13 protein-coding genes and 1 pseudogene are annotated in these 18973 nt (G+C 73.5%); 8 read left to right on the top strand and 6 right to left on the bottom strand.

The annotated features are described in order from the left end of the window. Positions 1 to 409, top strand: a pseudogene (locus ACYVO2_RS35990) (ABC transporter); the annotation flags it as partial. Between the two features lie 115 nt (positions 410 to 524). Here the strand turns inward: ACYVO2_RS35990 and ACYVO2_RS35985 are convergent. Further along, a complete protein-coding gene (locus ACYVO2_RS35985) occupies positions 525 to 3650 on the bottom strand; it encodes an ATP-binding protein (protein ID WP_461012328.1) in 3126 nt (1041 codons plus the stop codon). A gap of 261 nt (positions 3651 to 3911) precedes the next feature. Then, entirely contained in the window at positions 3912 to 4916 is a 1005-nt protein-coding gene (locus ACYVO2_RS35980; RefSeq protein WP_461012327.1) for a glycoside hydrolase family 11 protein, read from the bottom strand. 858 nt (positions 4917 to 5774) lie between these two features. On the opposite strand from ACYVO2_RS35980, the gene ACYVO2_RS35975 reads away from it, so the two are divergent. The 4 genes from ACYVO2_RS35975 (at position 5775) to ACYVO2_RS35960 (ending at position 11783) form a co-directional block, all read left to right on the top strand. Further along, a complete protein-coding gene (locus ACYVO2_RS35975; RefSeq protein ID WP_461012326.1) occupies positions 5775 to 7256 on the top strand; it encodes an endo-1,4-beta-xylanase in 1482 nt (493 codons plus the stop codon). Positions 7257 to 7797: 541 nt separating this feature from the next. After that, a complete protein-coding gene (locus tag ACYVO2_RS35970) occupies positions 7798 to 9438 on the top strand; it encodes a glycoside hydrolase family 43 protein (RefSeq protein WP_461012325.1) in 1641 nt (546 codons plus the stop codon). A 143-nt stretch (positions 9439 to 9581) separates the two neighbouring features. Then, positions 9582 to 11228 carry a glycoside hydrolase family 27 protein gene (locus tag ACYVO2_RS35965; protein WP_461012324.1) on the top strand — a complete coding sequence of 549 codons (1647 nt, stop codon included), beginning with the start codon at positions 9582 to 9584 and terminating at the stop codon, positions 11226 to 11228. Between the two features lie 273 nt (positions 11229 to 11501). Next, on the top strand, positions 11502 to 11783 hold the full coding sequence (locus ACYVO2_RS35960) for a DUF427 domain-containing protein (RefSeq protein ID WP_461012323.1): 282 nt from the start codon (positions 11502 to 11504) through the stop codon (positions 11781 to 11783). Positions 11784 to 11988: 205 nt separating this feature from the next. Here the strand turns inward: ACYVO2_RS35960 and ACYVO2_RS35955 are convergent, their stop codons facing one another. Both ACYVO2_RS35955 and ACYVO2_RS35950 read right to left on the bottom strand, forming a co-directional pair. Further along, positions 11989 to 13380 (bottom strand): lipase family protein, encoded by a 1392-nt coding sequence (locus ACYVO2_RS35955; RefSeq protein ID WP_461012330.1) that lies wholly within the window; start codon positions 13378 to 13380, stop codon positions 11989 to 11991. A 125-nt stretch (positions 13381 to 13505) separates the two neighbouring features. Next, positions 13506 to 14723: an MFS transporter gene (locus ACYVO2_RS35950; RefSeq protein ID WP_461012322.1), complete on the bottom strand. Its 1218-nt coding sequence runs from the start codon at positions 14721 to 14723 to the stop codon at positions 13506 to 13508. Between the two features lie 103 nt (positions 14724 to 14826). On the opposite strand from ACYVO2_RS35950, the gene ACYVO2_RS35945 reads away from it, so the two are divergent. After that, a complete protein-coding gene (locus tag ACYVO2_RS35945; protein ID WP_461012321.1) occupies positions 14827 to 15279 on the top strand; it encodes a winged helix-turn-helix transcriptional regulator in 453 nt (150 codons plus the stop codon). A 67-nt stretch (positions 15280 to 15346) separates the two neighbouring features. On the opposite strand, the gene ACYVO2_RS35940 is transcribed toward ACYVO2_RS35945, so the two are convergent. Further along, the gene (locus ACYVO2_RS35940) at positions 15347 to 15826 is read right to left on the bottom strand and encodes a carboxymuconolactone decarboxylase family protein (protein ID WP_461012320.1); all 480 of its coding nucleotides are present in this window, start codon (positions 15824 to 15826) and stop codon (positions 15347 to 15349) included. Between the two features lie 196 nt (positions 15827 to 16022). On the opposite strand from ACYVO2_RS35940, the gene ACYVO2_RS35935 reads away from it, so the two are divergent. Then, entirely contained in the window at positions 16023 to 16940 is a 918-nt protein-coding gene (locus ACYVO2_RS35935; protein ID WP_461012329.1) for an RNA polymerase sigma-70 factor, read from the top strand. Positions 16941 to 17028: 88 nt separating this feature from the next. On the opposite strand, the gene ACYVO2_RS35930 is transcribed toward ACYVO2_RS35935, so the two are convergent. Beyond that, positions 17029 to 17886: an aldo/keto reductase gene (locus ACYVO2_RS35930; protein ID WP_461012319.1), complete on the bottom strand. Its 858-nt coding sequence runs from the start codon at positions 17884 to 17886 to the stop codon at positions 17029 to 17031. Positions 17887 to 18051: 165 nt separating this feature from the next. On the opposite strand from ACYVO2_RS35930, the gene ACYVO2_RS35925 reads away from it, so the two are divergent. Beyond that, complete coding sequence (locus ACYVO2_RS35925) at positions 18052 to 18930, top strand: LysR substrate-binding domain-containing protein (RefSeq protein ID WP_461012318.1); 879 nt, start codon at positions 18052 to 18054, stop codon at positions 18928 to 18930. Positions 18931 to 18973: the final 43 nt, after the last annotated feature.

The following is an 18973-nucleotide window of genomic DNA, read 5'->3' as shown; positions in this document are numbered from 1 at the left end:
CGACGAACTCGCCGACCGCATCGCCGTCCTGCACAACGGCCGCATCGCCGCCGAAGGCACCGCCGAGCAACTCAAACACCTCGTCCCCGGCGGCCACGTCCGACTCCGCTTCACCGACCCGACCGCGTACCGGACCGCCGCCCGCACGCTGCGCGAGGTCACCCGGGACGACGAGGCCCTGACCCTGTCCATCCCCAGCGGCGGCAGCCCGCGCGAACTGCGCGCCGTCCTCGCCTGGCTGGACTCGGCCCGTATCCGGGCGGACGAGCTGACCGTGCACACCCCCGACCTCGACGACGTGTTCTTCACCCTCACCGGCTTCGACCAGCCGGAGCGGCCGGCCCGGCCGCACCGGCCGACGGCCACGCCGAGTACGTCGAGCACCTGGTGCCGGGCCTGCCGCCGATGACGATCGGCGGCACCACGATCGGCACCGCGGTGTCCGTGGCCACCGGCACGACCGAGGGCGTCATCGCCCGGGGAACCGGCCCGCACCGGCCGAGCGCACGGACGGCCGCGCACGCTCACACCAGTGCGAGCGCCGCGGCCCGCAACTCCTCCCGCCGCAGCGCGGCGTACTCCGACACCGCGTCGGCGTACCCCGCCCGGTCGGCGTCCTCGGCCGCCTCCCGGGCACGGTCGGCGGACATCGTGGGCTGGAACTCCCGCGCCGCGCGCATCCGTTCCGCCAGCGCCAGCAGCCGCACCGCCGACGTGTCGCCCGCGGCGAGCCTGACCAGGCCGAGGGCCAGCGCGCCGGTGCCGTACACCGGGATCTCCCCGGCCGGGCGGGTGTCGTCGGCGAGCAGCGTACGCAGCCGGTCCGCCAGCTCGGCCACCAGGCCGGCGGCCGGCTCGAGCCGGCCGGCGTACGCGTGCGCGGCCACCGCGGAGGCTTGGATCTGAAGCTCCCACGGATCCCCGTGGGGGTCGGCGGCGGGCGGCGGCTCACTGGCGCGCAGCCGCTCCACGGCCATCCGCCACCGCTTGAGCCCCAGCTCGGTCAGCCCGCGGGCCAGTGCGATCTCCGCCCGGACCGCCAGGTCGAGCGCGATGACCGAGCTCTGCTCGGCGGGCTGGCTGAGATCCGCCCGCCGCAGCCACTCCTCGGCCTCGTCCAGCTCACCGCGCTGTAGGCAGGCCAGCGCCAGCCCCCGGCGCAACCCGGCCGTGGGCGACAGGTCGGCCAGGTGCCGCAGCGCGTCCAGCGCCGCCAGCAGATGCCGGTACGCCTCCTCGCCCTGCCCGGCGCGCATGAACAGCTCGCTGATGCGGGAGTGGCCGAGCAGCCCGAGCGTCGGGTTGGGCACGGCGTCGACCACGGCGAGCAGCCGGCGCGCGGAGGACAGCGCGCGCTCCGGCTCGTGCTCGTGCTCCCACAGATAGCTGGCCACGCACTCGGCGACGCCCGCCAGCAGGGGCGCGTCGCTCGCGCACAGCTCCCGCAGCACCTCGTAGCCGGGCGGGCGCATCTCCGGGACGGCGCACAGCACCACGGCGAGCGCCCGCAGCAGCGTGTCCGGCTTCGCGGGCGGCAGCCGGCGCAGGGTGACGAGATGGCGCGGCCGGAGCGGGCCGTGCCCGATGAACGGGGCGGCGGTGCAGACGGTGGCGAGGGTGCGGGCGACCTCGGTGTGCCGGGCGTCGGGGCGGTAGTGCGACAGCGGCGCCGCGGTGTCGGCGGCCAGGGTGAACAGCCGGTGGAAGCTCGCCGAGTCGGTGACCCAGACGCCGGCCAGCACCGCGCCGGCCGCCGCGGTGGTGGCGTGGTCCGCACGGGCGAGCGCGTGCCGCAGGGCGAGCACCAGGTTGTCCTGCTCCGCGCGCAGCCGCGCCCAGTGCCGCAGCGGTTCGGGGCCGAGGAGCACGTCGTGGCCGGCCAGCCCGAAGTGCCGGGCCCAGCTCAGGAAGCGGTCGGTGACCGACTCCTCCTCACCGGCCGCGGCCCGCCGGGCGGCGCTGAACTCCCGCACCGTCTCCAGCATCCGGAACCGCACGCCGGGGGGGGTGTCGGCGGCCTTCAGCAGCGACTGGTCCACCAGTTGCTCCAGCAGGAACAGCGCGTCGCCGCCGTCCCCGAGCAGGTGCTCCGCCGCCTCCCCGGTGAAGCCGCCCGGGAAGACCGACAGCGCCCGCAGCGCCGCCTGCCCGTCCTCCCCGAGCAGGTTCCAGCTCCACTCCACGACGGCGTGCAGGGTGCGGTGGCGCTCCGGCGCGTCCCTGGCCCCGCCGCGCAGCAGCGCGAACCGGTCGCCGAGGCGGCGGGCGATCTCCGGCACCGAAAGCACCCGCACCCGCGCCGCGGCCAGCTCCACCGCCAGCGGCAGCCCGTCCAGATGCCGGCACAGCTCCGCCACCACGTCCGCCCGCAGCTCGACGTCGGGCCGCGCGGCCCGCGCCCGCTGCTCGAACAGCTCCACCGAGGTCGCCAGGTCGAGCTGCGGCAACTGGTACACGGCCTCCGAACTCAGCCCCAGTGGCGCCCTGGTGGTGGTCAGCACCCGCAGGTCCTTGGACGCGGACACCAGCGCCCGCACCAGGTCGGCGGCGCCCCGGACCACCTGCTCGCAGTTGTCCAGCACCAGCAGCGCGGGCCCGGAGCCCAGGGCGGCCACGATCGCGGCAGGCGCGTCAGGGGTCCCGCCGTGCGGGCCGACGCCGCTGTGCGCCCTCCCGCCGCCGAGCGCCGACGCCACTTCGTCGGCCACGTCCTCGTCGGCGGTGACACCGGCCAGCGACACGAAGTGCACCACCCGCTGCTCCGCCTCGCGGCTGACCGCGTGCGCGAGCCGGGTCTTGCCCAGCCCGCCGGGGCCGACGATCGACACCACCCGCGAGGAGCGCAGCAACCCGGCCAGCGCCGCGATGTCCCGCTGCCGCCCCACCAGCGGATTGGGGTCGTGCGGCACCCCGTACCTGGCCACGGGCGCGTCGCCGCGCAGCAGCTCCTGGTGCACGGCGGTCAGCGCCCGGCCCGGATCGGCGCCCAGCTCGTCGCGCAGTCGGCGCCGGTACGCGCCGTACCGGGCGAGCGCCGCCGCCGGTCCGGCCGTGGCCGCCTCGGCGCGCAGCAACTCGGCCAGCACCTCCTCGTCTCGCGGCTGCCCGGCGAAGACCTCGGTCAGCGGCGCCACGGCCTCGGCCGGCCGTCCCAGCCGGGCGAGCGCGAGCGCCCGGGAGCGCACGAGGGCGGCGTGGACGGGCGCCCGCTCGGCCCGCAGCTCCGCCACCGGGTCGCCGGGCGCGGGCTCGGTTTCCGGCGGGCCGTCCCACAGCGCCAGCCCTTCCTCGGCGCTCGCCAGCGCCGCGGCGTGGTCCCCGGCGCGGGCGTGCCGGGCGCCGGCCTCGGCGCACAGCACCACCGCGGAGCTGTCGACCTGCTCCTCGTCCAGCGCCAGCCGGTAGCCGGTCGGCGTGCTGACGATGACGTCGGCCCCGAGCTGGGAGCGGGCCCGTGAGACCAGGATCCGCAGCGCGTTGACCGGATTGGCCGGCAGCTCCTCCCGCCACAGCCCGTCCACCAGCCGGGTGCTGCTGCAACCGGAGCGCACCTCGCCGGCGAGCAGCGCCAGCAGTCCGCGCAGCCGGGGCGCGGTGATCTCCTTGCCCCGGTAGGCCACGCGGGACAGGAGGGTCAGGTCGGTCGTCACTCGGTCAGGTTATCGATCGCGGGGGCCGGGGCAGCGGGTGTGCGGGGCCGGGCCGGCCGCGGACGGCGCGGCGCCCGCCCGGCGAGCGGACTCCCGCCGCGGGCGTCGGGGTCCCGGCCGCCGGGACACCGGCAGCGTCGGCGGCACCGGATCCGGCGCCGGGTGGCTTCCCGCGCCCCGCACGAGGGTGGGGCCCGGGGCGGCCGGCGGCCGCCCCGGGGCACCCCGGGTCAGGTCTGTCCCATGTCCCCGCCGTCCGGGTCAACTCGTCGAGCAGGAGACCGTCGGCCAGGTCCAGTTGCCGTTGGCCTGGATGGTGGCGCCCCAGTTGTTGCCGCTGCCGTTGGGTCTGGCGGTCAGTACCTGGGAGCTGGGGTAGTTCGCGGTGATGTTCCAGGTGGCCAGGATCCTCGCCGGGGACGGCACGTTCATCGTCACCGTCCAGTTGCTGGAGCCGCTGACCGAGACGTTCAGGTTGTACCGGTCGCTCCACCGCTCGCCCGCGGACAGCGTTGCGGTGCACCCGCCACCGCCCCCGGTGCCGCCGCCGGTCCCGCCGCCGCCGGTGTCGCCCACGGTGATGTTGGAGCTTCCGCTGCTCTGGTAGCCCTCCGTGGCCATGATCATGTAGTAGTTGAAGCTGCCCAGGGGCATGCCCGCGCGGGCCCACGCGTCGAAGTGGTTGCCGGTGGTGATGGTCCCGCCGGTCCTCTTCGTCTGCCGGACGCTCCAGTACTGGTTGAAGGTCTTGTTGCCCTCGACGGAGGGGGCGTTGTACCGGGTCGTCTGGTAGATGTCGTACGTGCCGCCGTCGCTGGTCACGGTGCCCTTGTAGGTCCCGGTGGGCCGGTAGGTGCCCCAGTTGTCGACGATGTAGTACTCCACGAGCGGGTTCGCGGTCCACCCGTACAGCGTCAGATAGGCGTTGCCGGACGGGTTGAAGGTGCCCGAGTAGGTCACCGTCCTGCGGCTGCCGTTGGCCCAGCCCTTGCCAGCGACGAAGTTGCCGGTGTTGCGCCACGAGGTGCTGTAGTTGCCGCCGGCTGCCAGGTTCATGGAGACCGTGCCGGGGGCGTCGGTCCAGAACGAGTAGTAGTAGCCGTTGTTGGTGCCGGTCTGGTTCGTGGTGACGACGGTGTCGGCGCTGGCCGAACCGGGCAGGGTGAGCGCGGCGACGGCGGCCAGCACCGTTGCGCAGATGCCGCCGACGAACAGCCTGAGGCGACTGGGTCTGCGTCTGGTGAGGCGTGCGGGTACGGCGTCCATGTTCGCGTGTGTCCTCCTCGTCCTGGTGAGGCGCGCGGGAGCCGGGGCGGTGCGAGCCGGCTCCGCGGCCTGCCGGCGGCCGCGGCCGACGGCAGCCACCCTTCGGCGTCACGGGCACGGCCGGGCGCGGCCGGCCACCGCGCGCTCGGCGGCGACCGGAGGACCGGGTCGAAGCGGCGACCTGGGCTGACAGTGATGAAGACCTGTCAAGTGCGAACAGTTTCAGCGGGCCCCCAACGGGTGTCAATGCTTTCGGCTACATGGACGAAACATTCGCCTCCTCATCGCCCTTCGATCCGAAGCGAAAACCCAGGTGGAAGCGGTTAAGCGAGGCCATGGCCACCCCGCTGTCCGGCAGTCACGCGAATGGGACGAGGCGGCGCGGCCACCTCTTCGAAACTTTCGACCGATCATCCGGGGTGCTCCGCGAGCGCGGCGGGCGGGACGCCCGGTGGCCGTTCCCCGGCCCCATGGCCACGCGGACCCTCCGCACCAGGGCCCTCTGGATCCCGTCGTACAACAGGTGTTGACACGGTCCGGCGCCCCTCTATCATCCATATCGTCCGGCTGCCCGACTATTATTCGAAATACCGAACAAGGCTGGCGCACCCTCCGCGTCTCCCGCCCGGACTTCGCGGCATGCGCGACGGCCACCCCGGCCGGACCCCGGGGCCGCGCGGGTGGCCACAGAGTGCTTTCTGTCATGCACATGATTGCTTGTCCGTGATCATTCCCGCTGTGTGCGCCGACACCGCGTGCGATCCCGGACATGCCCCCGCGACCCCCCTTCCCGGTGGAGCGCCCGCCTCCGCCCGGTGAGGTGATCACACCCTGTTCCACCACCGAAAGGGACGACACATGGATCAGTCGATTCGGGCGGGCACCTGGCCGGCCCCGCTACGAGGGCTCAGAGTGCTGGTGACGCTGCTCGTCGCCGCGCTCCTCGCCTCCGGGATGACCCTGGTGTTCGCGGGCACCGCCGAGGCCGGCAGCACACTGGCCACCTCGGCGGCGGAGCGCGGACGCTACTTCGGCACCGCGGTCGCCGCCCCCAAGCTCAACGACAGCGTCTACACGACGATCCTCAACCGGGAGTTCAACAGCGTCACCGCCGAGAACGAGATGAAGTGGGACGCCACCGAGCCGTCCCGCGGCACGTTCACCTACGGCTCGGGCGACCGGATCCTCAACCACGCGCGGCAGCGAGGCATGTCCGTGCGCGGACACGCCCTGCTGTGGCACGCGCAGCAGCCGGGGTGGGCCCGCAACCTCGAGGGCAGCTCCCTGCGGTCGGCGATGACCAACCACATCACCCAGGTCGCGGGGCACTACCGCGGGCAGATCCACTCCTGGGACGTGGTGAACGAGGCCTTCGCCGACGGCACCAGCGGGGCGCGCCGCGACTCGAACCTCCAGCGGACCGGCAACGACTGGATCGAGGTCGCGTTCCGCACGGCCAGGGCCGCCGACCCCGGTGCGAAGCTGTGCTACAACGACTACAACACCGACGGGGTCAACGCCAAGAGCACGGCGATCTACAACATGGTCCGCGACTTCAAGGCGCGCGGCGTGCCGATCGACTGCGTCGGGTTCCAGTCGCACCTGACCAACTCCGTGCCCGCCGACTACCAGGCCAACCTCCAGCGCTTCGCCGACCTGGGCGTGGACGTGCAGATCACCGAGCTGGACATCTCGGGCTCGAACCAGGCCGCCGTCTACGCCACCGTCACCCGGGCGTGCCTGGCCGTCGCGCGGTGCACGGGCATCACCGTGTGGGGCATCCGGGACAGCGACTCGTGGCGGACGGGGCAGAACCCGCTGCTGTTCGACAGCGCCGGGAACAAGAAGCCCGCCTACACCGCGACGCTCAACGCCCTCAACGAGGGCAACCCCACCCCGCCCGTCGTGGACACCAACGCGTGGTACGTGCTGGTGAACCGCAACAGCGGCAAGACGCTGGACGTGTACAACCAGGCCACCAACGACGGCGCGCGCATCACCCAGTGGACACGCGGCGACGGCGCCTGGCAGCAGTGGCAGTTCGTGGACTCCGGCGGCGGCTACTACCGGCTGAAGTCCAAGCACTCGGGCAAGGTCCTCGACGTCTCCAACCGCTCCACCGCCGACGGCGCCGCCGTCATCCAGTGGACCGACGCCAACGCCACCAACCAGCAGTTCCGGCTCGCCGACTCCGCGGGCGGCTACGTACGCCTGCTCAACCGCAACAGCGGCAAGGCCCTGGAGGTGCAGGGCGCCGCCACCAACGACGGCGCCAACGTCGTCCAGTACTCCGACTGGGGCGGCGCCAACCAGCAATGGCAACTGGCGCGCGTCGGTTGATCCGGCGGTGACCGCCGGTGGTGCTCCCGCCGTGCGACGGCGCGGCGGGAGCACCACTCGGCAGCGCCTCGCACGGACGCCTCCGCCGCGGGCGGCCCGCGCGCGCGGCAACTGTCGCCGCCCCGGCCGCCCGGCGGAGTGCGATCGCTTCGGGCCGCGGGGTGTTGACGCCTCCTGCGCGGGCCATATCATCCATCGTGTCTGATCAGCCGTCAGTCGTTCGAAATATCGAATCATGATCGAATGACGCGGCCTGCGTCCGCCCGCCAGGCCGTGGCAAGCACTCGCACACCGGTCCCTTCCGGAGACCGCTCCCGGCCCGGGCACCGCGCCGGAGCCGGAGTTCGACGCGACATCGGTGCGGGCGGCTCCTCCGGATGAGCCGTCCACGCGGCCGGGCTGTCCGCAGTCGGCCGCGTGGGGCTGCTCGAAGCCCGCCGCGCCGCGGTGGCGGCCGCGCCCGGCCCGCCGCCGGCGTCGCGGCACCCGAGCAGCCGCCCCACCCGACAGGACCCAGCACGCCCGACGAAGGGAAGCCGCAATGTCCTGGGAACGCCCCGAGATCAGCCGCCGGAGGGCCCTGGCCGCCGCCACCGGGCTGGTCTCGGCCGCCGCGCTGCCGCTGACCCCGGCCCACGCCGCCGCCCCTCCCGCGGTGGCGGGCTCCGGTCCGCGGCCCCTGGCCGACTACACCAACCCCGTCCTGTGGCAGGACTTCGCGGACATCGACATCATCCGTGTCGGCGACGCCTACTACTACTCGGCCTCGACGATGCACTACTCGCCCGGGGCGCCCATCCTGCGCTCCTACGACCTGGTCAACTGGGAGTTCGCCGGGCACTCGGTGCCGGTGCTGGACTTCGGCGCCAAGTACGACCTCAACGGCGGGCGCGGCTACGTCAGGGGCATCTGGGCGTCGTCCCTGGCCTACCGTCCGAGCAACCGGACGTTCTACTGGATCGGCCAGATCGACTTCGCCCGCACCTACATCTACACCGCCCCGGCCGTCGAGGGCCCCTGGAACCGGCTCACCACGCTGGGCAGCGTCTACTACGACGCCGGGATGCTGGTGGACACCGACGACACCCTGTACGTCGCCTACGGCAACACCACCATCCACGTGGCCCAGCTCTCCCCGGACGGGCGCACCCAGGTCCGCAGCCAGCAGGTGTTCAGCACCCCGTCCAGCGTCGGCACCCTGGAGGGCGCCCGCTTCTACAAGATCAACGGGAACTACTACATCTTCCTGACCCGCCCAGCCAACGGCCAGTACATCCTGAAGTCCACGTCCGGGCCGTTCGGGCCGTACACCATGCGGCAGGTCCTGCTGGACCTGCGCGGACCGATCGCCGGCGGCGGGGTGCCGCACCAGGGCGGGCTGGTGCAGACCCAGCGCGGCCAGTGGTACTACCTGGCCTTCGTGGACGCCTACCCCGGCGGCCGGGTCCCCGCCCTGGCCCCGGTCTCCTGGACCTCGGACGGCTGGCCCGTCGTCCAGTTGGTGAACGGCGCCTGGGGCGTGAACTACCCCTACCCGAACGTGCCGGCCCCGCCCCGCCAGATCGTGCCCATGACCGGCACCGACACCTTCGACGGGACGACGCTGAAGCCGCAGTGGGAGTGGAACCACAACCCGGACAACACCAAGTGGTCCGTCGGCAACGGCCTGCGCCTCCAGACCGCGACCGTCACAGGCGACCTGTACTGGGCCCGCAACACCCTCACCCACCGCATCCAGGGCCCGACCTCCACCGCCACCATCGAGCTCGACATCGCCGGGATGCGCGACGGGGACCGGGCCGGGCTCGCCGTGCTGCGCGACTCCTCCGCGTGGATCGGCGTCAAGCGGGCCGGGGGCTCCTCGCGTCTGGTCACGGTCACCGGCCTGACCATGGACACCAACTGGAACACCACCGGCACCGGTTACGAGACGGCGAGCGCCGGCCTCGGGGGCAGCCGCGTCTGGCTGCGCGTCCAGGCCGACATCCGCCCCGGCACCGGCCGCCAGGCGCGCTTCTCCTACAGCACCGACGGCATCAACTTCGTCCCCATGGGCCCCGCCTTCACCATGGGGAACGACTGGCGGTTCTTCATGGGCCACCGCTTCGCGATCTTCAACCACGCCACCACGGCGCTCGGCGGCGCGGTCACCGTCCGGCGGTTCTCGCTCACCACGCCATGACCACGGCCGCCCGGCGGTCCGCCCCCGCCCGGCCGGCCTTCCCGCCGGGTCGGCCCGCCGGCCCGGCTCACCTCCATCTGTCGACCGCGTCGCCGGCGCCGTCCGGCGATCAGACCGGCGACGCCCGCCGGAAAGGAACCACGGTGCCCAAACGCCCCCTCGCACGTCTGCTCCGCATCCTCGCGACCGCCGCGCTGGCGGCCACCGCGCTGACCACCGCTCCGGTCCACTCCACCGCCCAGGCGGCGCCCGGCAGCCCGGCGCTCACCCCGCCGCTGGGCTGGAACAGTTGGAACAGCTTCGGGTGCGGCGTCAACGAGTCGGTGGTGCGCCAGGCCGCCGACGCCATGGTCAGCTCGGGGATGCGCGACGCGGGCTACCAGTACGTGGTGGTCGACGACTGCTGGTTCGACCCCCAGCGTGACGCGCAGGGCAACCTGCGCGCGCACCCGACCAAGTTCCCCAGCGGCATGAAGGCCCTGGGCGACTACATCCACAGCCGCGGGCTGAAGTTCGGGATCTACCAGGTGCCCACCGAACGCACCTGCGCCCAGCGGGTGGGCACCCACCCCGGCTCCACCGGCAGCAGGGGGCACGAGGTCCAGGACGCGCGCACCTTCGCCTCCTGGGGCGTGGACTACCTCAAGTACGACTGGTGCTCCCCCGACGGCACCCGCGACGAGCAGGTCGCCCGGTTCTCGCTGATGCGCGACGCCCTGCGCGCCACGGGGCGGCCCATCGTCTACAGCATCAACCCCAACAGCTTCCACGCCATCACCGGCGACACCTACGACTGGGGCCAGGTCGCCGACCTGTGGCGCACCACCGAGGACCTGCTGGACATCTGGCAGAACGGCAACACCAACAGCTACCCGATGGGCGTGGGCAACGTCGTCGACATCAACGCGCCGCTGGCCGCCCAGGCCGGTCCCGGCCACTGGAACGACCCGGACATGCTGGTGGTGGGCAGGCCCGGTCTGACCCTCACCGAGTCGCGCGCGCACTTCGCGCTGTGGTCCCTGATGGCGGCGCCGCTGATGGCGGGCAACGACATCCGCACCATGTCGGCGGACGTCAGCGCGATCCTGCGCAACCCGCGGCTGCTGGCCGTGAACCAGGACCCGCTGGGCGCGGGCGGGCGGCGGGTGCGCGACGACGGCGCCACCGAGGTGTTCGCCAAGCCCCTGTCCGACGGCTCCGTCGCCGTGGGCCTGTTCAACCGGGGCGGCGGCACCGCCACCGTCTCCACCACGGCCGCCCAGATCGGCCTGTCCGGCAGCTCCTTCACCCTCACCGACCTGTGGACCGGCGGCACGTCGAGCAGCTCCGGCCAGATCTCGGCGAGCGTCCCCGCGCACGGCGTCGCCGTGTACAAGGTGACCGGCGGCAGCCCGCTGGCCGCCACCACCTCCCGGCTGCGCGGCAACGCTTCCGGCCGCTGCCTGGACGTCGACCGCAACTCCACCGCGGCCGGGGCCTCGGTGCTGCTGTGGGACTGCCACACCGCCGCCAACCAACTGTGGACCACCTGGGCCAACGGTGAGATCCGCGTCTACGGCGACAAGTGCCTGGACGCCTACAACCAGGGCACCACCAACGGCACCCGCGTCATCACCTGGTCCTGCAACGGCCAGGACAACCAGAAGTGGACCCTCGGCTCCGACGGGTCGATCCGCAACGTCCGCGCCGGACTCTGCCTGGACGCCGAGCAGTCCGGCACCGCCAACGGCACCCGGCTGCTCCTGTGGACCTGCAACGGCCAGGCCAACCAGAAGTGGACCCGCGTGTAACGGGCACCGCGCACGGGCGGCGGCGGGCGTGCCCGCCGCCGCCCCCGCACGGGAAACACCGGCCGGCCGCGCCGATGTTCCGTTCGACGATGCGCCGCGGCGGGCCGGAGTGAGTGACGTGGCCGCCCCCGTGGCCGGTCGCCGTCCCCGTCCCCTGGCCAAGTCCCGGCAGGGCGGCGGGTGTTGCGTGGGAGGGCGGTCGTCCCCGGCTCGACCGGGGTGTATGGCGGGTCCGTGGGACACGGCCGTCCTTCGTCAACGACCATGGGTGCCATGCGAGCACTGTGGAATGAGCTGATCATCGCCGAGAGTGACGACACCGTCGTGGTGGAGGGGAACCACTACTTCCCCCGGGACGCGCTGCGCGAGGACGTGCTGCGCGACTCGGGCACCCGCACCCACTGTCCGTGGAAGGGGCGTGCGTCCTACTACACGCTCGAGTACGACGGCGCTCGCAGCGAGGACGCCGTCTGGTACTACCCCGAGCCCTTGGACGGGGCCGAGATGGTGCGTGACCGGGTCGCCTTCTGGAAGGACGTCCGCGTCGTGGAGTGAGCGGTCGCCGCGCCGGGAGGACGGGGCGCCGCGTGCCGTCGGGCGTTCCCGCGGCCGAGCGACCACGCCGCCGTCCCGGCGCCCTTCCCCGGCGCCCTTCCCCGGCGCCCTTCCCCGGCGCCCTTCCCCGGCGCCCTTCCCCGGCGCCCTTCCCCGGCCGCCCGCCGCGGTGAACCGCGCGGTGGGCGGCCGGGGTTACGGGCCGTCAGCGCTGGAAGGGCAGCGTCCAGCAGTTGGCGGCGGCCGACTCGCCCGCGAGGCGGTCGGTGAGCCAGGACACCGCGTCGCCCTGGTCGGTGATGAGGGGCACGAGGTGGTTGGTGAGGATCTTGTCGCCGAGGTTCGGCAGGTCGATGGCCTCGTAGGTGACGTCGCCGCCCTCGCGGCACCAGTCCACGGCCAGTCGGCGGGCCTGCGCGTGCGGGACGATGTCGTCCTGCACACCGGTCGCCACCCGCACCGGGCCGGCGGGCCTGAGCGTGCCGATGCGCTGTTCGTCGAGGGCGGCCTGCGCCCGGGGATCGGCCGCGATGACCTCGCCCATGGACCTGCCGCTGGTGGTCCACTTCGTGCTCCTGGTGAAGCCCCGGCCGAGGATCGCGTCGCCGACGCACATGGTCGACAGGTCCTTGAGCGCGGCCCGCCCCGCGTCGTTGACGTTGGCCTCGACGACCGCCTTCAGATACGGGTCGGACTGGACGAAGCCGTTGATCGCCCAGCCCAGGGCGCCGCTGAGGGCGCTGCCGTCGATGCCCTTCATGACGGCGGTCAGGTCGGCGGGCGGCGCGCCGACGTAGCTGCCGGCCAACGGTATGTCGGGGGCGTACGAGGGTTGCAGCTCGGCGGCCGCCGCGGTGGCGCCGCCGCCCTGGCTGTAGCCGTACAGGCCGATGCGCGACTCGGGCGTGATCGAGGCCCCGGGCACGGCCCGCGCCGCCCTGGCGGCGTCCAGCAGGGCGTGGCCCTGGTCGAGGCGGTTGACGTAGGTGTGCAGCCGGTCGGTCGTGCCCAGCCCGACGTAGTCGGTGACGACCACGGCCACGCCGGAGGACAGCAACCGGTAGATCGACAGGATCTCGTAGCCGACGGAGACGGTCTCGCCGGTCAGGGTCAGCGGGTACTGGAGCGCCATGGACGGCGCGCACTGGTCGCCCTGGCCCATGGTGCCCGAGGCGAGGGCCACCAGCGGGCGGGGCCCGCGGCCCTGCCAGGCCGCCGACGGCTCGATGTAGGCGCCGGTCACCGCGACGGGCCGCCCGTTGGAGTCGGTGGACCTGTACATCAGCCGGGTCGCCGCACCCGGCAGCGGGCGGCCGTCCAGGCCGGGCAGGCTCAGGCCCAGGGGCAGCGGCTGGGTGCGGATCAGCGCGCCGTTGGCGGAGGGCAGCTCCGCGGGCGGCGTGTAGAAGGCGGGGATGGTCACTCCCCGGGACACCACGGGCTGGGTGCCGGCGGCGGAGGCCGGTGCCGCGGTGGCCACCGCGCAGGCCGCGGCGGTCACCGCGGCGGCCAGCAGGCGCGCGCCGGCCGCCGGCCGCCGACGGCCGGGCGCGGATGGCCGGTGCGCCGGCGGAAGGCTGCCGGACGTGCCGGGGATGGAACGCGAACGGGTGCTCTTGCGATTCACGGCTCGCTCCTCGCTCTGCTCCGGTGCGGGGGTGAGCGCAAGTCAACACCGTGCCCTTACCGCAAGTAACTCCCCAGTAAGTTACGCTACGGTAACTATCTTGCGGCCGCCCACAGCGCGAGCCCGAGGCAGCTCAGCGCGGCACCCAGTGCGCACACGGCACCCCAGCCGGCCGCCGCGTACAGGGAGGTCGCGGCGAGGGCGCCGGTGGCGCTGCCGATGGAGTAGAACACCATGTATCCGCCGATCAGCCGGCTGCCCGCGTCCGGGTGCAGCGCGTGGATCAGGGTCTGGTTGGTGACATGGACCGCCTGTACCGCGAGGTCGAGCAGGATCACCCCGGCGACCAGGGCCCAGAGCGAGCTGCGGGTGAAGGCCAGGGGCAGCCAGGAGGCGGCGAGCAGCGCCAGGGCGACGCCGGTGGTCCGCCCGGAGAGCCCGCGGTCGTTCAGGCGCCCCGCCGCGGTCGCGGCCAGGGCGCCGACGGCGCCGATCAGCCCGAGCGCCCCGATCGCGCTGTGGGACAGGTGGTGCGGGGCCTCGCTGAGCGGCAGGGCGACGCTGCTCCACAGGGTGCTGAAGGCGGCGAAGATCAGCAGGCAGAACAGGGCCCGGAGCCGCAGCAGTCGCTCCCGCGCGAACAGGGTGACCGTGGAGCGCAGGAGCTGTCCGTAGCGCAGGTTCGCCGGCGGGGCGCCGCCGTGGCGCGGCAGCGCCCGGTGCAGGACCAGGGCGAGCACGGCGGTGAGCGACGCCGAGGCGAGGTAGACCGAGCGCCAGCCCGCGAGATCGGCCATGAGGCCGGACGCGGTGCGGGCCAGCAGGATTCCGACGACCACGCCGCTGGTGACCAGGCCGACGACCCGTCCGCGCCCATCGGGAGGGGCGAGTGACGCGGCGAAGGCCACCAGCGTCTGCGTGACGACCGCGAGGAGCCCCGTCGCGGCCAGACCCGCGAGCAGCATCGCCGCCGTGCGGGCGGCGGCCACCACGGCCAGCGCCGCCACCAGGAGCAGCAACTGGGCCACCACGAGCCGTCTGCGGTCGACCACGTCGCCCAGCGGCACCAGGAAGAACAGCCCGAGCCCGTATCCGACATGGGTGAGGGTGACCACGCTGCCGACGAGTGCCGGACTCATGGCGAGGTCGTCGCCCATGGTCACCAGGAGCGGCTGGGAGAAGTAGACGTTGGCCACGGCCGCGCCGCAGGCGACGGCGAACAGTACGACGACCCCACGGGACAGGACGAACGCGGGAGCCTCCCCGCTTCGCTCCTCGGACTCTCGTGTCACGGCCTCACCGGTGCCGGGCATCAGCACTCCTCCACCCACGTGGTTTCAACTTGCTACCAATGACGACGGCGACGGTAGCCCTTATTGGTAGCATGTTGCAACCGTTGTGAGAGGGAGGGACGCCATGGTGACCAGGACCCGGTTCGACGACAGCGACTGTCCCGTCGCCCGGTCGGTGGACGCGATCGGCGACTGGTGGTCCCTGCTGATCGTGCGGGACGCCTTCGACGGGAGCCGGCGCTTCGGGGAGTTCCAGCGCAGCCTGGGCGTGGCGAAGAACATCCTCACCGCGCGTCTGCGCGCCCTGGTCGCCGGTGGGGTCCTGGAATCCGTCCCCGCCTCGGACGGCAGCGCCTACCGCGAGTACGTACTGACCGAGAAGGGCAGGGCGCTCTTCCCCGTGATCGTGGCCCTGCGGCAGTGGGGCGAACAGCACTTCTTCGCCCCCGGCGAACCGCACTCGCAACTGGTCGACCGCCGGGAGGGGCATCGCCTCCGCGCGCTGGAGGTGCTGTCCGCGGACGGGCGGCGGCTGAACCCCGAGGACACCACCGTCCACAAGATCACCAACCGGTGATCCGGGCTGGGGCCCCGGCCCCGGGTCGCGTGGGCGATCCGGGGCCGGGCCGGGTTCTCGCCTGCGGTCAGTTCGACATGCCGGCGAACATGCCGGGCTCGTAGGAGCCCCCGGGGTTGTGCACGATCACGTTCATCCGGGTGGCCGCGTTGATCAGGGAGACCAGGCAGACCAGCGCGCCGACCTGGTCGTCGTCGTAGTGCTTGCGCACCTCCGCCCAGGTCTCGTCGGACACGCCGCGGTCGCCGAGCCGGGTGCCTTCCTCGGCGAGCGCCAGCGCGGCCCGCTCGGCCTCGGTGAACACGGTGCTGTGGCGCCAGGCGGCGACCAGGTTGATCCGCAGCGGCGTCTCACCGGCGGCCGCGGCCTCCTTGGTGTGCACGTCGACGCACAGGCCGCAGCCGTTGAGCTGGCCGACCCGCAGCTCCACCAGTTCCCGCAGGGCCTTCGGCAGCGTGGACTCCTCCAGGGCCAGCGCGGTGGTGTAGAACCGCTTGGCGACCTTCGCGGCGGTCGGGCTGTCGAAGAGGTTGAAACGGGGTTCCATGACGTGGTCCTCACTCGTGGTGTTCCGTGCTGCTGCGCTTGACGGACACAAGATGCCGACGGCCCCGTCCCTGTGACGGCGCGCCGATGTGGCGTGCGTCACCGCTCGCGGGTGTCACAGAGCGGCGGCGGCCGGCATCTGGTGTTCGGCGCAGTCGACAGCGAACGGGCGGGAGCCGGCGATGAACGACGGAACGATGAGCGACCGGGCAGGGGACGCGGCCGGGCCGGTCGCCGGTGCCGGCCGCGTGGACAGTGCCACCCGGGCCTTCGTCGCCCACCGCAACCTGCTGTTCACCGTGGCCTACGAGATGCTCGGCTCGGCCGCGGACGCCGAGGACGTCCTCCAGGAGACCTGGCTGCGGTGGGCGGGCGTCGATCCCGGCACGGTGCGGGACCAGCGTGCGTACCTGATCCGGATCACGACCCGGCAGGCGCTGATCCATCTGCGGACGCTGGGCCGGCGCAAGGAGTCCTACGTCGGGCCGTGGCTGCCCGAGCCGCTGCTGACCGCGCCCGATGTGGCCGAGGACGTCGAGTTGGCCGACAGCGTCTCGACGGCGATGCTGCTGGTGCTGGAGACGCTGGGGCCGACCGAGCGGGCGGTGTTCGTGCTGCGCGAGGTGTTCGACCTCGGGTACGACGAGATCGCCGAGGCCGTCGGCAGGAGCCCGGCCGCGGTCCGCCAGATCGCCCACCGGGCACGGGCCCACGTCGCCGCGCGCCGGCCGCGCGGGGTCGCGTCCGCCGCCGAGACCCGCCGCACCGTCGAGGCGTTCCGGCGGGCGGTCGAGACGGGCGACCTGCAACGCCTGCTCGACATCCTCGCGCCGGACGTCGTCCTGCTGACCGACGGCGGCGGAGTGGCGCGGGCCGCGCTGGCGCCCGTCGTGGGGGCCGACCCGGTGGTCCGGGTGCTGGGCGGGATCGCCGGCGCCATGTCGCTGCTGCCGGCACACGTCAACGGCGACCCGGCGCTGGTCCTGCGACTGGGCGGCGAGATCGACACCGTCCTGACGATGCGCATCGACGACGGCCTCGTCACCGGGCTCTACGCCGTGCGCAACCCCGAGAAGCTGTCGCGGCTGGAGCGGGAGACCGCGCTGCGCCGCTGAGGCCGCGGTCCTTCCGCCGCCGGGACGGCCCGGCGGCGGGGCGCGGCCCGACCCCCGGGCCGGGGGAGCGGCCCCGGGGGTCGGGGTGTCAGACGGCGTCCAGCTCCGCGAGTTCCTCGGCGGTCAGCTCCAGGTCGGCGGCGGCCACCGAGTCGCGGATGGTCTCGGGCCGGCTGGCGCCCGGGATCGGGACCACCACCGGCGACTTGGCGAGCATCCAGGCCAGGCACACCCGCTGCGGGCTGACCCCGCGGGCCTCGGCGACCCGGGCGAACGGGGCGAACCTCGAGCCCAGCTCCCCGGCCCCGGCGATACCGCCGAGCGGGCTCCAGGGCAGGAACGCGATGCCGAGTTCGTCGCACAGCTCCAACTCCGGCTCGCTGGAGCGGAAGGCCGGGGAGAACTGGTTCTGCACCGAGACCAGGCGGCCGCCGAGGATCTCGTCGGCCTGCCGGATCTGCTCCGGGTTCGCGTTGGAGATGCCGGCCATGCGGATCTTGCCCGCGTCCAGCAGGTCCCGCACCGCGCCGATGGACTCCGCGTAGGGGACCCCGGGGTCCGGGCGGTGGAACTGGTACAGCCCGATCGCCTCCACCCCCAGCCGGCGCAGGGAGTCCTCGCAGGCCGCCTTGATGTGCCGCGGGGAGCCGTCCAGCGTCCAGGTGCCGTCGCCGGGGCGCAGATGGCCGCCCTTGGTGGCCACCAGCACCTGGGAGCCGCGCTCGTGGGAGGCGAGGGCCTTGGCGATCAGGGTCTCGTTGTGGCCGACCTCGGCGGCGTCGCGGTGGTAGGCGTCCGCGGTGTCGATCAGCGTCACGCCGGCGTCCAGCGCCGCGTGGATGGTGGCGATGGAGCGTGCCTCGTCCGGCCGGCCCTCGATCGACATGGGCATGCCGCCCAGGCCGATCGCGCTGACCTCGGCGGAACCTATGCGGCGGGTGTGCATGGAGATGCGGCTCCTTCTTCGACTTCGCTGCGGTGCGGGGTGCGCCGACGCGGCCCGGGGCGACGGGTCGCACGGGCGGCGCGGGCCCCGGTTCAGCCTCGCTCACCTGCTGCCACACGTCCAATAGAAGAAACTGAACACATTCAGCGGTTAGGCTTCTGAATCGTGGAGCTACGACACCTGGAGCACTTCGTCGCGGTCGCGGAGGAGCGCCACTTCACCCGGGCCGCCCAGCGGCTGATGATCTCGCAGTCCGGCCTGTCCGCCTCGGTGCGGGCGCTGGAGCACGAACTGGCCGCGCCGCTGTTCGTGCGCAGCACCCGCAGCGTGGAGCTGACCCCCGCGGGCCGGGCCCTGCTGGACGAGGCGTCCCGCGCCCTGGCCAGCGTACGCGCCGCCAAGGAGGCGGTGGCCGCGGTGCAGGGCCTGATGCGCGGCGTCCTCGCCATCGGCACCGAGCAGTGCATCGCCGGCGTGGACCTGCCCGCTCTGCTCGCCCGGTTCCGCACCGAGCACCCCGGCGTGGAGGTCCGGCTGCGGCAGGCCGGCTCCGCCGCGCTGGTGCACGACATCACCACGGGCCGGCTCGACGTGGCGTTCACCGCCCTGTGCGGCGAGGCCCCCGAGGGGGTCCGGCTGCGACCGCTGACCCGGGCCCCGATGGTGGTGCTGTGCCACCCCGGGCACCCGCTGGCGGGGGCGGGGAAGGTGGCCTGGGAGCACCTGGGCGGCGAGGTGTTCGTGGACTTCCACCCCGACTTCGGGGCGCGCGGCCTGACCGACCGCGCCTTCGCCTCGGCCGGGGTGCACCGCCGGGTCGCCCTGGAGGTCAACGACGTGCACAGCCTGATCGACCTGGTCCACCACGGCCTCGGCATCGCCGTCGTCCCCCGGCCGATCGCCCGCAAGGACCACGCCGCCGGGCTGCGCACCCTCGAGCTGGCCGACGCCGAGGACCACCCCTGGGAGGTCTGCGCCGCGCTCCCCGACCCCGACCGCACCAGTCCCGCCGCCCGCAGGTTCCTGTCCTACGTCGGCCCCTGAGGCGCGGCGGGGCGGCGGGCGGCGCCGGGCCCGGCCGCCGCCC

Source organism: Streptomyces capparidis, assembly GCF_054782095.1.
This window is presented reverse-complemented; position numbering and strand designations above follow the sequence as displayed.

Coding starts and splice junctions, on each gene's coding strand:
- ACYVO2_RS35980 (WP_461012327.1), bottom strand. CDS start 4,916: ATGGACGCCGTACCCGCACGCCTCACCAGACGCAGACCCAGTCGCCTC.
- ACYVO2_RS35940 (WP_461012320.1), bottom strand. CDS start 15,826: ATGGAACCCCGTTTCAACCTCTTCGACAGCCCGACCGCCGCGAAGGTC.
- ACYVO2_RS35945 (WP_461012321.1), top strand. CDS start 14,827: ATGGTGACCAGGACCCGGTTCGACGACAGCGACTGTCCCGTCGCCCGG.
- ACYVO2_RS35975 (WP_461012326.1), top strand. CDS start 5,775: ATGGATCAGTCGATTCGGGCGGGCACCTGGCCGGCCCCGCTACGAGGG.
- ACYVO2_RS35960 (WP_461012323.1), top strand. CDS start 11,502: ATGCGAGCACTGTGGAATGAGCTGATCATCGCCGAGAGTGACGACACC.
- ACYVO2_RS35935 (WP_461012329.1), top strand. CDS start 16,023: ATGAGCGACCGGGCAGGGGACGCGGCCGGGCCGGTCGCCGGTGCCGGC.
- ACYVO2_RS35970 (WP_461012325.1), top strand. CDS start 7,798: ATGTCCTGGGAACGCCCCGAGATCAGCCGCCGGAGGGCCCTGGCCGCC.
- ACYVO2_RS35950 (WP_461012322.1), bottom strand. CDS start 14,723: ATGCCCGGCACCGGTGAGGCCGTGACACGAGAGTCCGAGGAGCGAAGC.
- ACYVO2_RS35930 (WP_461012319.1), bottom strand. CDS start 17,886: ATGCACACCCGCCGCATAGGTTCCGCCGAGGTCAGCGCGATCGGCCTG.